This is a genomic window from Pseudomonas fluorescens (assembly GCF_005938625.1).
Taxonomy (GTDB): domain Bacteria; phylum Pseudomonadota; class Gammaproteobacteria; order Pseudomonadales; family Pseudomonadaceae; genus Aquipseudomonas; species Aquipseudomonas fluorescens_BD.
This window is the reverse complement of the sequence record NZ_VCNJ01000013.1, coordinates 1-14,810: the sequence shown is the minus strand read 5'-3', so window position 1 is coordinate 14,810 and position 14,810 is coordinate 1. Positions and strand designations below refer to the sequence as shown.

Annotated in this window: 9 protein-coding genes; 1 reads left to right on the top strand and 8 read right to left on the bottom strand. The window is 60.9% G+C overall.

Going from position 1 to position 14,810, the window contains the following annotated elements; all coding sequences use genetic code 11:
* Positions 1 to 5: 5 nt before the first annotated feature.
* The 8 genes from FGA82_RS09220 to FGA82_RS09185 form a co-directional block, all read right to left on the bottom strand.
* Complete coding sequence (locus FGA82_RS09220) at positions 6 to 1,544, bottom strand: MFS transporter (protein ID WP_141126853.1); 1,539 nt, start codon at positions 1,542 to 1,544, stop codon at positions 6 to 8.
* A gap of 190 nt (positions 1,545 to 1,734) precedes the next feature.
* Positions 1,735 to 2,652, bottom strand: coding sequence for a LysR family transcriptional regulator (locus FGA82_RS09215; RefSeq protein WP_141126852.1), 918 nt, complete (start codon positions 2,650 to 2,652; stop codon positions 1,735 to 1,737).
* A 175-nt stretch (positions 2,653 to 2,827) separates the two neighbouring features.
* The gene (locus FGA82_RS09210; RefSeq protein ID WP_141126851.1) at positions 2,828 to 3,694 is read right to left on the bottom strand and encodes an ABC transporter permease; all 867 of its coding nucleotides are present in this window, start codon (positions 3,692 to 3,694) and stop codon (positions 2,828 to 2,830) included.
* A 20-nt stretch (positions 3,695 to 3,714) separates the two neighbouring features.
* Positions 3,715 to 4,575: an ABC transporter ATP-binding protein gene (locus FGA82_RS09205; RefSeq protein WP_141126850.1), complete on the bottom strand. Its 861-nt coding sequence runs from the start codon at positions 4,573 to 4,575 to the stop codon at positions 3,715 to 3,717.
* Positions 4,576 to 4,597: 22 nt separating this feature from the next.
* Positions 4,598 to 5,494: a TauD/TfdA dioxygenase family protein gene (locus FGA82_RS09200; RefSeq protein WP_141126849.1), complete on the bottom strand. Its 897-nt coding sequence runs from the start codon at positions 5,492 to 5,494 to the stop codon at positions 4,598 to 4,600.
* A gap of 361 nt (positions 5,495 to 5,855) precedes the next feature.
* Positions 5,856 to 7,223, bottom strand: coding sequence for an HlyD family type I secretion periplasmic adaptor subunit (locus FGA82_RS09195; protein ID WP_034151794.1), 1,368 nt, complete (start codon positions 7,221 to 7,223; stop codon positions 5,856 to 5,858).
* Positions 7,213 to 9,369, bottom strand: coding sequence for a type I secretion system permease/ATPase (locus FGA82_RS09190; RefSeq protein ID WP_141126848.1), 2,157 nt, complete (start codon positions 9,367 to 9,369; stop codon positions 7,213 to 7,215). Before FGA82_RS09190 ends, FGA82_RS09195 begins: the two co-directional genes overlap by 11 nt.
* Before the next feature lie 34 nt (positions 9,370 to 9,403).
* The gene (locus FGA82_RS09185; RefSeq protein WP_093440182.1) at positions 9,404 to 10,756 is read right to left on the bottom strand and encodes a TolC family outer membrane protein; all 1,353 of its coding nucleotides are present in this window, start codon (positions 10,754 to 10,756) and stop codon (positions 9,404 to 9,406) included.
* Positions 10,757 to 11,113: 357 nt separating this feature from the next.
* Here FGA82_RS09185 and FGA82_RS09180 point away from each other — a divergent pair.
* The coding region (locus FGA82_RS09180) for a retention module-containing protein (RefSeq protein WP_141126847.1) at positions 11,114 to 14,810 on the top strand (3,697 nt) is incomplete at its 3' end.

The following is a 14,810-nucleotide window of genomic DNA, read 5'->3' as shown; positions in this document are numbered from 1 at the left end:
AGCAATCAGGTCGGCGCGCGGGGCGGAAAGATCCGCGTCGGCAGCCAGAAAATCAGCAGGATCAGCGCCACCGCGACGCCGGCCATGCACACATAGAGATCGGAAGAAGTCAGCACCACGGCTTGTTCGTGCAAGCGATGGGCGAGGCCCGGATCGCTACGGTCGGCCAGCGGCGAATTGCCGAGGCTGTCGACCAGCATGGTCGAGTGGAAATGCAGACGCGCGGTGGTCAGCGCTTCGATCACCCCGGTAGCGACCACGGCCGCCAAGCCTTTCACCGTGTTGAACCACGCGGAGGCGAACGGCCCTTCCTGCGGCTGGATGCTGCCGGTGGACAACATCAACAGCGGCAACACCGACATCGGTTGACCGAAGATCTGCAGCCATTGCAGAACGTAGAAGTTGTCGCGAATCCATTCCGAGGTCAGCAGCGAGCCTCCGAGGCAGGACAGCACCAGCATGCTCAAACCGATGCCAAGCACCCAGCGGCAATCGACCCAGCGCAGGTTGCACAGCGCTGCCACCAACGGCAGCGCAATCAATTGCGGCAATGCGGCGATCAGCATGATCGGCGCGGTCTGCGCCGGCCGATAACCCTGCACCTGCGCCAGATAACTCGATGGAATCAACACCACCGCCTGCAGGACTACCAGCACACCGGCCAACGTCATCAACGCGAACGACAAGTTGCGGATACCGAGCATCTGCAATTTGAAAAACGGGATCGGCTGCGACCACTCGTTGATCAGAAACGCCACCAGCAGCAGCGAACCCGCACCGAGCAATCCACAGATCAGGCTCGACTCGAACCAGTCCAGGCGATTGCCCTGCAACACACCGATCACCAGCATGCAAATCGCCGGAAAGCCCAACAGCAAGCCCTTCCAGTTGAATGACTTGAGGCGTTCCAGACGCAGCGGATCCTGCGGGAGACCGTACGCCACCATCGCCATCGCGACCAGGCACGGGGCGATGATTTGCCAGAACGTCCATTGCCAGCCGACGTATTCGGTCCACAAACCGGCCAGCGGCGTGCCGAGGCCCGGGCCGAATGTCGCCGTCAGTGCGTAGCCGGCCAGACCGTAGAGTTTGATATTCGCCGGCAAAAAGCGCAGAGCGACGGTCATCAGCATTGGCGGCAACGCGCCTCCGGCCAGACCTTGCAGGATGCGCATCAGCAGCAGACTTTCGTAGTTGGGCGCGAATGGACACAGCACGCCGAGTAGCGTGAACAGGCCGATCGCGCAGAGGGTGAAGCGGCGCAGCGAGAAGGTCACCGAACACCACGGCGCGAAGGCCATGGCCGCGACCGAAGTGGCGGTGTAACTGGCCACCAGCCAGGTGCCTTCGTCGTAACCGATATGCAGCGCGCCGCGAATATCGGCGAGGGCGACCTTGGTCACCATCTCATTGAGGCCCGACACCAGCACCGCCAGCAGCACGCCGACCAGGCCGATGATGATCCGCGCCCCGAATACCGGTGGCGTCGCCGCCTTCGCCGGGCTGGCCGCAGCGATGGGCGCTGCCGCCGTCAGGGATGTCATGAATGCAAACTCCGGAGGGAAAAATACCGGAGCATCTTAGTCGGGCTTGGCAATGACGAAAATTGACTTATTGGCAGCTTATAAGTGCGCCAGACGCAATTGTTAAAAGCAAAAGATCGCAGCCTTCGGCGGCTCCTACAGGGATATGCATTCCAATGTAGGAGCTGCCGAAGGCTGCGATCTTTTGATCTTAAGGTTGTGCAGCCAGCCAGGTTTCGTCACAGCAGGCCTTGAGCGTTTCGCGCAGCCAGCGGTGCGCCGGATCCTTGTCGAAACGCGGGTGCCAGGCCTGGGTCAGCATTAGCGTCGGCAACGGGATCGGCAGGTCGAACGAGCGCAGTTTCAGCCCGAGCCGGCGGACGCTGAGCAGCGCTTCCTTGGGCACCGGCAGGATCAGGTCGGAATCCGGCAAGGCAAACATCGCCGCATGGAAACTCGGCGCGATCACCGCCACGCGCCGCTCCAGACCCAAAGCATTCAGCGCCGTATCAATCGGGCCGCGAGCGATGCCACGGCGCGACATGCTGATGTGGGAAAACCCGGCGTAACGCTCGGCGGTGATTTCGCCGTCGAGTAATGGATGGTCTTCGCGCACCAGGCCCACGAAGTGGGTGGAGAACAGGTTCTGTACTTTGACTTCAGGGGTGACAGGGCGGGTGTTACTGACGCTCAAATCGATGCGGCCTTCACGCAGCGCTTCATCATCGCCATCACCCTCCGGGACGAAACGCAATTCGCAGTGCGGCGCCAGTTGATCGAGGGTGTCGAACAGCTTGCCGCCATATACGCCAATGAAAAAGTCATTGGCGCGGATGCTGAAGCGCCGGCGCAGTGTGCCCAACTCCACGGTGTCGGCGGAACGGAACAACAGCGACGCCTGCTCGACCACGTCGCGCACTTGTTCGCGCAACTCCAGCGCCTTGGGTGTCGGCACCAAGCCACGTCCGGCACGCACGAGGATCGGATCACCGATCGCTTCGCGGATCCGCGTCAGGGTACGGCTCATGGCGGCCGGGCTGAGGTTCATCCGCCGCGCGGCGCCAACCACACTGCCCTCGTCGAGCAAGGCGTCGAGGGCGACCAGAAGGTTCATGTCCGGGAGTTGCATGCTGAGCACTCATGGCTGATCAGGATTGATCTGGGCGCAATGCTAGCAAACATCCTTCAATTTAGGCGGTGGCATGACTGCCCCCTTCGCGAGCAAGCTCGCTCCCACAGTTGGAACGCATCCTCCCTGTGGGAGCGAGCTTGCTCGCGAAGGGGCCAGTCGCAACGCCACAGAATTACCGCTGCATCCCCCAACGCTTAACGGTCACCCGCTCGAGGGTATCGAACACCAGATTCTCCACCAGCAACCCGATCAGAATCACCACCGCCAACCCGGCAAACACCTTGTCGGTGTACAGCTCATTGCGATTCTGAAAGATGTACCAGCCCAACCCGCCCTTGCCGCTGGTCGCACCAAACACCAGTTCCGCCGCGATCAACGTGCGCCAGGCGAACGCCCAGCCAATCTTCAGCCCCGCCAGAATCGACGGCAGCGCGGCCGGGATCAGGATGAACAACACCAGCCGCAAACCCTTCAAACCGTAATTGCGCCCGGCCATGCGCAGCGTCTCGGAAACGCCGAGAAACCCCGCATAAGTGTTCAACGCCAACGCCCACAACACCGAATGCACCAGCACAAAAATCAGGCTGTTCTGCCCCAGACCAAACCACAGCAACGCCAGCGGCAGCAGAGCAATCGCCGGCAACGGGTTGAACATCGAGGTCATCGTACTCAGCAAATCACGGCCCAACTGCGTCGACACCGCCAGGGTGGTCAGCGCAAATGCCAAGACAATGCCAATCAGATAACCCTTGATCAGCACCACCAGCGATATCCATACCTTGGCCAGCAACTCACCGCTGAGCAGACCCTCGAACAACGCATGGCTGGTCTGCAGGAAACTCGGCAGCATCAAATCATTGTTCTGAATCCGCGCAACCACTTCCCACAGCACCGCCAGCACAATCAGGATCAGGCTTTTGCGCAGCCAGCCCTGTTGCCACAGCCGCGTACCCAGCGACAACTCACGCTCGACAGGCACTTCAGTCAGCGGCTCCAGCATAATTTCGAATTCTTCACGCACAGATGATGAATGGCTCATCGGGTAATCCTCCTGGCCGCTCAATAGGCGATGCGAATGTCGTTGAAGTCGTGGTCACGCTCGGTTTCCGGCGACTGGCCTTCATCGAACAGCAGGCGATGAATGCGCCGCGCCGATTCCTGAAACGCCACGCCACCGAGGCTGTGCAAATCGTATTGATGGCTGTGCACTTCGGCGCGCACCCGGCCCGGATGTGGCGACAGCAGCAGGATACGATTGCCGACCACCAACGCCTCTTCAATCGAGTGGGTGACGAACAGCAGAGTGAAGCGCACCTCTTCCCAGAGCAGCAGCAGTTCTTCCTGCATCTTGCGGCGGGTCAGCGCATCGAGTGCGGCGAATGGCTCGTCCATCAAGAGGATTTTCGGCTGCATCGCCAATGCCCGGGCAATTGCCACGCGCGCCTTCATGCCGCCGGACAAGGTGTGCGGATAGGCATCGGCAAATGCCGCCAGCCCGACTTTTTCCAGATAGTGCAGCGCGCGTTCTTCGGCGTCTTTTTTCTTCAGCGTTCGCGACGCGAGCAGCGGAAACATCACGTTCTGCTTGACGGTTTTCCACGGCGGCAGTTGATCGAACTCCTGAAACACCACGATGCGGTCCGGCCCCGGCGCATCGACGCGCTCGCCTTGCAGACGGATCTCGCCTTCGCACGGCTGTATGAACCCGGCGACCGCTTTGAGCAACGTCGATTTGCCGCAACCGGACGGGCCGAGCAGCACGTAACGATCGGCCGGGTCGATTTCAAAACTGACCTGATGGGTGGCGCGCACTACGCGTTGCGGCGTGCGGTATTCGAGGCTGACGTGATCGACCGCCAGCAACGCGTCGCTGCGGGCGATCGGGTTGCTGGCCGCGTGGCCTGGCAAGGGAGCGTTCATGGTTTGATCAATCTCCGGCGAATCAGAAAGGCGCGTCGCCCTGAATGGTCGTGCGATACAGCTTGCGGCGCAGGTGCGCGGGGCAGCCGGCGGCGAGATGGATCAGCGAACGGTTATCCCAGAACACCAGATCGTGCGGCTGCCACTGATGGCGGTAGATGTTTTGCGGCAGCACGCTGTGGGCATAGAGCTCGCTCAGCAGTTGCTGGCTCTCGTCTTCCGGCAGGCCGACGATGCGCGTGGTGAAACCCTCGCTGACGAACAGCGCCTTGCGGCCGTTTTCCGGGTGCGTGCGCACCACCGGGTGCACCACTTCGGCGACCTGGGCGAGCTGCTCCGGGGTCAGGGTCGGACGCCAGTTGCCTTCGAATTTGGTTTCGCTATAGCGGGCGGTGTAGGAATGCGCAGCGCTGCGGCCTTCAACCGCTTTGCGCAACTCGGCGGGCAAGCTGTCCCAGGCTTTGTGCATATCAGCGAACAACGTGTCGCCACCTTCGGACGGCAGCTCTTGCGCGTGAAGCATCGAGCCGAGGCTTGGCAGCTCTTTATAGGAAAGGTCGGAGTGCCAGAACTTGCCAGCATCACCGAGGCCGATGTTCTGGCCGTTTTCGATGATGTTGGAAACGATGAGGATTTCCGGGTGGTTGGCTAGCAGGAACTGCTTGAGCACATGGATCTGCAACACGCCGAAGCGGCGGCTGAAGTCGATTTGCTGTTGCGGGGTGATTTGCTGGTCGCGGAACACCACAACGTGGTGATCCAGATGCGCGCGGTGGATGCGCGCGAAGTCCTGATCATTGATCGGCCGGCTGAGTTCGAGGCCAATGATCTCGGCGCCGACGGCACCACTGAAAGGACAGATTTCAAAGGATTGCGGCGCGGCGGTCGCGGCGCTTGGGGAAGCAGTAGCTGCGGACATCTTTCCATCTCCCACGCACGGCGCGCTCACGGGCGCGCTCGTCGATCAGACACTCACGCTGGATTGCGTGTTGGTTCAGGTCGTGCGGCGCGCCGATTGGTCGGCAGGTACGCAGGGGGATGACTTTATAGCTATAAGAACTGGAGATTAAATACCGTTAATGAATAACGATATGGCGAATGGTGAGGAATGGACGGGATGGTGAGTGACGGTTTTTGTCACTTCCTGACAGAGATGTGGTGTTTGGGCTGCCGCTATCGCGAGCAGGCTCACTCCTAAAGGGATCGCATTCCATCTGGAGAAATGCAGTTAATGTAGGAGTGAGCCTGCTCGCGATGAGGCCGGTAAGGCCACTATAGAATCAACGCTCGTGCAACGCCTCGGCCCGCGCGCGAATGATCGGTTTGAGCAGGTAGCTCAACACCGACTTCTTGCCGGTAATGATGTCCACCGAAGCGACCATCCCCGGGATGATCAGCAATGGCTTCTCGTCCGTGCCGAGGTGGCTGCGCTCAGTGCGCACCTTGATGATGTAGTACGTGGTTTTCTTGTCTTCGTCGGTAATGGTGTCGGCACCGATCTGCTCAAGCTTGGCCTTCAGCCCGCCGTAAATGGTGTAGTCATACGCGGTGAACTTGACGATCGCTTCCTGCCCCGGATGCAGGAAGGCAATGTCCTGCGGACGGATCTTCGCTTCGACCAGCAAGGTGTCATCCAGCGGGACGATTTCGACCATGTCGCTGCCCGGCTGGATCACGCCGCCGATGGTGTTGACCAGCAACTTGTTGACGATGCCGCGCACCGGCGATGTCACCAGCGTGCGGCTGACGCGGTCTTCCAGCGCCTTGCCCGTCGCGCTGGCCTTGTTCAGGTCGGTGCGCGCTTCGTTGAGTTGGGTCAGCGCTTCGCTGCGGAATTTGCCACGCGTCTCGTCGATCTTGCGCTGCACTTCCTTGATCGCCGATTCGGCACGCGGGATGGCCAGCGTCGTTGCATCCAGCTGACCCCGGGTTTCCACCTCGGCACGCTTCAGACGTAGCACTTCCACCGGGGACACCGCGCCCTGGGCCACCAGCGGCTCGGACATGTTGATTTCCTGCCGCTGCAAGCCGAGTTGCTGACGATACTGCGCTTGCTTGGAGCCAAATTCGCGCAGCTCTTGCTGACGCTGAATCAACTGCTCCTGCAAACCACCGATCTCGTCGTGCAGTTGCTGGCGGCGGCTGATGTACAGCGATTCTTCGCTTTTTGCCTGTCCCGGCACGGCTTTGAGCACGTCCTCGGGGAAATTCAGCGGACGGTCATCGACCTCGGCGCTCAGCCGTTCAACGCGCAGCAGCATCGACAGGCGATCCGCTTCGGTTTCGCCGACGTTGGAAGCAAATCGTGTGTCGTCGAGGCGAATCAGCGGTGCGCCGGCTTCGACGATCTGGCCTTCCTTGACGAACAGTTCGGAGATGATCCCGCCCTCAAGGTTCTGGATTTTCTGGATCTTCGACGACGGAATCGCCTTGCCGTCGCCCTTGGTCACTTCGTCGATCACGGCGAAGTTCGCCCATAGCAGCAGGAAGATGAAGAAGCCGATGATCGCCCAGATGGTCAGGCGCACGACGCGCGGGGCGTCTTCGATCAGCGCTTTGTTGACCTCCGGCAGCGGCTGGCCCTGCAGCGATGCCGAGCCTTTGAAGTAGCGACGGATCGAATCCTTGAAACCCGACTTAAGCAACACTGATCTGCCCCTTCTTCAACGCTTCCATCACGGCGGCTTTCGGGCCATCGGCGAGAATTTGTCCACGGTCGATGACCAGCAGACGATCGACCAGCGACAACAGTGAAGCCCGGTGCGTCACCAGCACCACAGTCTTGTTTTCAATCACGGCAGCGAGGCGTTGCTTGAGGCGTTCTTCGCCGGTGTTGTCCATCGCACTGGTCGGCTCGTCCATCAACAGAATCGGCGGGTTGAGCAACAAGGCCCGGGCCAGTGCGACGTTCTGCCGTTGGCCGCCAGACAAGTTTTGCCCGCGCTCGCCGACTTGCAGCTCGTAGCCTTGCGGGTGCAGACGGGCGAATTCGTGGACGCCGGCCAGTTCGGCCGCCTGCAGGACCAGCTCGTCTTCGACATAACGTGCGCCGGAGACGAGGTTGTCACGCAGGGTGCCGGCCAGCAGTTGAATGTCTTGCGGTACGTAGCCGATGTTGTAGCGCAGTTCGCTGACGTCGATCTGGCGGATATCCACACCGTCGACCAGCAACGCACCGTCGTCCGGCTGATACAGGCCGACCAGCAGTTTCGCCAGCGAACTCTTGCCCGAGCCGCTGCGGCCGATGATGCCGATCTTCTCGCCGGGACGGATCACCAGGTTGATGTTCTTCAGCGCCGGGTTCTGTTGTTCCGGGTAGGTGAAGCTGAGCTGGCGGCATTCGATCGCACCCTGCAAAACCTTGCGGCTCAGCGGGCGCTCTTCGAAATTGCGCTCTTGCGGCAGCTCCATCATCTGGTCGACCGAAGTCATGGTCACCCGCGCCTGCTGATAACGGGTCAGCAGACCGGACAGCGACGCCAGCGGGCTGAGGGCGCGGCCGCTGAGCATGTAGCAGGCAATCAGACCGCCCATGCTCAGGTTGCCGGCGATGATCTGGTAGACGCCGAAGACGATCATGATCACCCCGGCCAGTTGCTGGATCAGCAGGGTGATGTTCATCGCCAGGCCGGAGAGCATTTTCACCCGCAGTTCGAGGCGACTGAGGGTGCCGATGGTCTGTTCCCACTGGTACTGGCGTTCGCTCTCGGCGTTGTTGACCTTCACCGCGTCGAGGCCGGCGAGGGTTTCGATCAGGCTCGACTGGCGCTCGGCGCCGAGGGCCATGGTGCGCTCCATGGTGGCCACCAGCGGTTTCTGTAACGCATAGCCGATCAGCAGGGCAATCGGGAAGGCCAACACAGGGATCCACACCAGATGCCCGCCGAGAATGGCGATAACAATAAAGATCAGAATGGTGAACGGCAGGTCGATCAGGCTGGTCAGGGTCAGCGAGGCGAGGAAGTCGCGCAGGCTCTGAAACTCATGGATGTTCTGCGCAAAGCTGCCGACCCGTGCCGGACGGTACTTCATGGCCATGCCGACGATGCGTTCGAACAGCGTCGCGGAGATGATCAGGTCGGTTTTCTTCCCGGCCAGGTCCAGGCACAGGGCGCGCAGACTCTTGAGAATCAGATCGAAAATGTAGGCGCCGGTGATGCCCAGCGCCAGCACCCACAGGGTCGCTTCGGCCTGGTTCGGCACCACGCGGTCGTAGACGTTCATCACGAACAGCGGCGCGGCCATGGCGATGATGTTGATCAGGAAGCTCGCGGCGATCGCGTCGGCGTACAGCCAGCGCGAACGCTTGAGGGTGTCGCGGAACCACGAGCGTGCGCGCGGAATCAGCGTGCCGTGGTTGACGTCGAATTTGTGTTGCGGCTGAGCGAAGAAGACTTTGCCGGTATAGTCATCGGTCAGCAATTCACGGCTGACAATCGACTCACCACCATCAGTTTCACTGAGCAGCACCCGCGCTTCGTTGTCACCCTGCCAGCCGAGCAGGACGGCGCTGCGGCCATCCTTGAGCAGCAGCAATGCCGGCATGGCGATCGCCGGAATTTCCTCCAGTTTGCGCTGCAGCACGCGACCTTGCAGGCCGGCGCGAGCCGCCGCGCGGGGCAGCAATTCGACACTCAAACGTTGTTTGGGCAGCGGCAGGCCGGTGGTCAGCATCGCCGCGCTGGCGGGTTTCTGGTGCAGCATGCAAAGGGCGAGCAGACCGTCCAGTAACGGATCGTCGTGCAACGCGCGTGGATCATGACTGAGATGAACTCGACTGACTTCTGATTCCACGCTCGACACTCTTTGACAGTTGAAAAGGGATAACTCAATTCATCCCAGGCAGCTGGACCTTGGGCTTCACGTCGTTCTGCACAACGGATGCCAACGGCGCGACCACTCCCTGGCTTCTGAGCAACTCGCCCATGGTCGCCTTGATTCGGTACTGAGTAAATAACTGAATGTTTTTGATTTCAGCCAGACGCCGCGAAGCGGTAAACAACTCGTTTTCGCTGTCGAGCAAATCGAGCAGGGTTCGTTCGCCGAGGCTGAACTGACGCTGGTAAGCGGTGCGCACCGAGGTGCTGTGGTCGACGTATTGCTGAGCGATCGGCACTTGCGCATTGGCATTGTTCAATGCGTTCCAGGCCAGACCGAGTTCTTCGTTCAACTGACGCAAAGCGTTGTTGCGGATGTCCAGCGCCTGATTCGACAGATACGACTTGGATTCCAGATCGGCCTTGTTGCTGCCACCGGAATAGAGGTTGAAGCGCATGCGCAGCATCGCCTGCCATTCGTTGTTGTGGCCATTCTGGCCGTCCAGATCGTTGTCGGCGGTGCGGCCCAGCTCGGCGTCGAAACGTGGGTAGAAGGTCGACTTCGCGGTTTCGTACTGCTTTTCGGCGGCGGCGATGTCGGATTCGGCCGAACGCAGGATCGGACTGTTTTCCAGCATCTGCTGGCGCGCTTCATTGAGGTTGGCCGGCATCATCGCCATGAACGGCGCCGGACGCTCGAGTTGATCGGGCATCTGGCCAACGGCACTGAGGAAGTTGGTTTCCGAGTCGGCCAGATTGGTCTGCTCGGTGATCAGGTTGTTGCGCGCCTGGGCCATTCGCGCTTCAGCCTGATCGAGGTCGGCACCGCTGCCGACGCCGCGCTGGGTGCGCAACTGGATCTGGTCATAGATGCGCTGGTGACTCTTGAGGTTGTCTTCGGCCAGACGCACGAATTCGCGGCGGGTCAGCACGTCCAGATAAACCTGGGCGACGGTCAGCGCGGTGCGCTCGGAAGTGCCGAGCAAGGAGTAAGCGCGGGAGTTAACGGTGGCTTGTTGACGCCCGACTTCGCTGGACGTCGCAAAACCGTCGAAGACCATTTGCGAGAGACGTAAACTTGACTCACTGCGGTTCAGGGTTTCCCAGTGGTTGCCGCCGCCATTGGCACGGGTGGTGACGCTGTCGGTTCCTTCACGGCCATAACCGCCGAGCAGATCGACCTTCGGCAGGTATCCACCTTTTGCAGCTCTTAATTGATAATCCGCAGCCAAACGACTGTTGACCCCTGCCTGGATTTCCGGATGGACATCCAGTGCCTGCTGCATGGCTTCTGGTAAGGATTGTGCTTGTACGAAAGAGGCGGCGAGAGCGAAGGGTACGGCGAAAAGCAGGGGCGAACGCATGATAGGAATTTCCCAGAACTACTTGTCTTGAATCACAGCAAAACGTGGCGCTGCGTCGGATGATGGCAACCAGATTGACCGTATGTCGGAAAGTTCAAAACAGGAACTGGATCACACGCTGAAGGACAGGTCGCCGCGGAAATATCAATGTGACATTAGTGGGGCGATTGTTTAGGATGGCACCCATAAGGTCAATAGTTTGGCATAAAGTTAATAGCGAAAGAATCTAGCCAAAATATTGACGAATAGACGCGTCAAACTTGTTTCGCAAATTTTTAAAGTACGTCCAGACTGAATCGGCGCCCATGCCATCAGGTCCATGGAAGTCAACTGAACGTGACACCCGGAGAGTCTTCAATGAGCAGTGTTGTTGCCATCGTCAAAAGCATTGTCGGTCAGGTATTCGTGGTGTCCCCAGAGGGCGTGCGTCGCGTACTCGTTGAAGGCGATCGCCTGTTTGTCGGCGACCAGATCGACACTGGCCTCTCCGGCGCCGTGTCGCTTGAATTGGCAGATGGCCGCACCCTCGATCTGGGCCGTGAGACTCAGTGGAGCGCCAACGCGCCTGACTCCAGCGCTGACCTGGCCGAAGCCACCGCGCAGGCTGCGCCGTCGGTAGCAGAATTGCAGCAAGCCATCGCCGCCGGTGTCGACCCGACTACCGCGCTGGATGCCACGGCTGCCGGCCCGAGCGCCGCCGGCACTGGCGGTGCAGCCGGTGGTGGCCACAGTTTCGTGATGCTCGACGCCACCGCTGGCCGCGTTGACCCGACTATTGGCTTCCCGACCGCAGGCATCAACGCTGCCGGTCAAGCCGCGCAGAACATCACCGGCGGCCAGACCACCGACACCACCACCAACGCCCTGCGTGAGTCGACCCTGAGCCTCAGCGCCACGCCGACCATCACCGAAGCCGGCGGCGTGCTGGTATACACCGCGACCCTGACCCAAGCGCCGCTCACCGACCTGACCATCACCCTGTCCAATGGCTCGGTGATTGTGATTCCGGCAGGCTCCACCACTGGCACGGTCAATGTGCCGCTGGCGCCGAACGACACCGTTTATAACGACCCGACCCAGATCGACGTGACCGTCACCGGCACCACCGGCGGCAACGGCATCACCGTGACGCCGCCGACCACCCCGGCGACGACGCAAGTCACCGACACCATCGACACCACCACCGTCACCCTGACGGCGGGGCCGAGTGTCACCGAAGGCGGCCAAATCACTTACACCGCAACCCTGACCAACCCGGCACAAACCCCGGTCACCGTCACCCTGTCGAACGGCTCGACCATCACCATCGGCGCCGGGCAAACCAGCGGCACCGTCAACGTGCCGACCCCGGCCAACGACGTCTATAACAACGGTAGCACCGTCACCACCACCATTACCGGTGCCAGCGGCGGCAACTTCGAAAACCTGGTGCCGAACCCGACGCCAGCGGTGACCACCATCACCGATTCGATCGACACCACCAACCTGACCCTGACTGCCACCGGCACAGTGGTCGAGGGCGGCCAGATCACCTACACCGCAACCCTGACCAACCCGGCGCAAACCCCGGTCACGGTCACGCTGTCGAACGGTTCGACCATCACCATTGACGCTGGCCAGACCACGGGCACCGTCAACGTGCCGACCGCGCCGAACGACGTTTACAATAATGGCGGCACCGTCAGCACCACCATTACCGGCGCTAGCGGCGGCAACTTTGAAAGCCTGGTGCCGAACACCACGCCGGCGACCACCACCGTTACCGACTCGATCGACACCACCCGCGTGAGCCTTACCGCCACCGGCACCGTCGTCGAAGGTGGCCAGATCACTTACACCGCGACGCTGACCAACGCAGCGCAAACCCCGGTGACGATCACCCTGTCGAACGGCTCGACGATCACCATCGAAGCCGGCAAAACCACCGGCAGCGTCAACGTGCCGACCGCGGCCAACGACGTTTACAACAATGGCAGCACCGTCAGCACCACCATCACTGGCGCTACCGGTGGCAATTTCGAAAACCTGGTGCCAAACACGACGCCAGCGACCACCACTATTACCGATTCGATCGACGACACCAATCTGTCGCTGACAGCGACCGGGAGCGTGGCCGAAGGTGGTTCGATCGTTTACACCGCGACCCTGACCAATCCGGCGGGCACTCCGGTAACCGTGACGCTTTCCAACGGCTCGGTGATCACCATCGAAGCGGGCAAAACCACTGGCACCGTGACCGTTCCGGCGCCTGCGGATGATGTCTATAAAGACGCCGGTAAAGTCGAAGTCACCATCAAGGATGCGACTGGCGGCAACTTCGAGAATCTGGTGCCAAGCACTGTCCCGGCCGTGACCGAAGTGACTGACACCATCGACACCTCGACCGTGAAGCTGACGGCCGACACCTCGGTTGCTGAAGGTGGCACCGTCACTTACACCGCGACCGTTGGCGCGCCGGTGACCGGTTCGCCTGTCGTTGTTACCTTGGCCAACGGCCAGAGCATCATCATCGAAGTCGGCAAAACCACCGGCACCGTGACCACCACCGCGCCGAACGATGCGTTGACCGGCAATGCGCCGCTGACCAACTCGATCACCGGTGTTTCCGGCGGTAATTACGAAGATCTGGTGGCCGACAAGACTCCGGTTTCGACCAGCGTGACCGATGTTGCCGACACCACCAACCTGTCGCTGAGCGCGACCGGTTCCGTGGCTGAAGGTGGTTCGATTGTTTATACCGCCACGCTGACCAACGCAGCCGGCTCGCCGGTAACCGTGACCCTGAGCAACGGCTCGGTGATCACCATTGAAGCTGGTAAAACCACTGGCACTGTGACCGTTCCGGCGCCTGCCGATGACGTCTACAAAGACGCCGGCAAAGTCGAAGTCACGATCAAGGACGCCACCGGCGGCAACTTCGAGAACCTGGTGCCGAGCACCGTTCCAGCCGTCACTGACGTGACCGATACCGTCGACACCACCACGGTCAAACTGACCGCCACCGAGACTGCTGCTGAAGGTGGCACCGTCACCTACACCGCCACTGTTGGCGCACCAGTGACCGGTTCGCCAGTGATCGTGACTTTGGCCAACGGCCAGAACATCACCATCGAAGTCGGCAAAACCACTGGCACCGTGACCACTACTGCACCGAATGACGCGTTGACCGGCCATGCACCGATCACCAACGCGATCACGGGTGTGAGCGGCGGCAATTACGAAGACCTCGTCGCCGACAAAACCCCGGTCAGCACTACCGTCACTGACACCACCGACACCACCGACCTGACACTGAGTGCGACCGGCACCGTGGCTGAAGGCGGCCAGATTACCTACACCGCGACCCTGACCAACGCCGCAGGCTCGCCTGTTACCGTGACCCTGTCGAACGGTTCGGTGATCACCATTGAAGCCGGTAAAACCACCGGCACCGTGACCGTCGCTGCTCCAGCCGATGACGTCTACAAAGACGCCGGCAAAGTCGAAGTGACCATCAAGGACGCCACTGGCGGCAACTTCGAGAATCTGGTGCCAAGCACCGTTCCAGCCGTCACCGACGTCACTGACACCATCGACACCTCGACGGTCAAATTGACCGCCACCGAGACTGCGGCTGAAGGTGGCACCGTCACCTACACCGCTACCGTAGGTGCGCCGGTCACCGGTTCGCCTGTCGTGGTGACTTTGGCCAACGGCCAGAACATCACCATCGAAGTCGGCAAAACCACCGGCACCGTGACCACCACCGCGCCAAACGACGCGCTGAACGGCCACGCACCGATCACCAACTCGATCACCAACGTGAGCGGCGGCAATTACGAGAATCTCGTCGCCGACAAAACTCCAGTCAGCACCACCGTGACTGACGTCACCGACACCACCAACCTGACGCTCAGCGCCACCGGTACTGTGGCTGAGGGCGGTTCGATCATTTACACCGCGACGCTGACCAACCCGGCCGGCACCCCGGTGACCGTGACCCTGTCGAACGGTTCGGTAATCACCATCGAAGCCGGCAAGACCACTGGCACCGTGACCGTCGCTGCGCCTGCCG

What these genes read in the sequence shown, in the direction of transcription:
- FGA82_RS09185 (WP_093440182.1), bottom strand. Translation starts at nt 10,756, where the DNA reads ATGCGTTCGCCCCTGCTTTTCGCCGTACCCTTCGCTCTCGCCGCCTCT.
- FGA82_RS09215 (WP_141126852.1), bottom strand. Translation starts at nt 2,652, where the DNA reads ATGCAACTCCCGGACATGAACCTTCTGGTCGCCCTCGACGCCTTGCTC.
- FGA82_RS09210 (WP_141126851.1), bottom strand. Translation starts at nt 3,694, where the DNA reads ATGAGCCATTCATCATCTGTGCGTGAAGAATTCGAAATTATGCTGGAG.
- FGA82_RS09200 (WP_141126849.1), bottom strand. Translation starts at nt 5,494, where the DNA reads ATGTCCGCAGCTACTGCTTCCCCAAGCGCCGCGACCGCCGCGCCGCAA.
- FGA82_RS09205 (WP_141126850.1), bottom strand. Translation starts at nt 4,575, where the DNA reads ATGAACGCTCCCTTGCCAGGCCACGCGGCCAGCAACCCGATCGCCCGC.
- FGA82_RS09220 (WP_141126853.1), bottom strand. Translation starts at nt 1,544, where the DNA reads ATGACATCCCTGACGGCGGCAGCGCCCATCGCTGCGGCCAGCCCGGCG.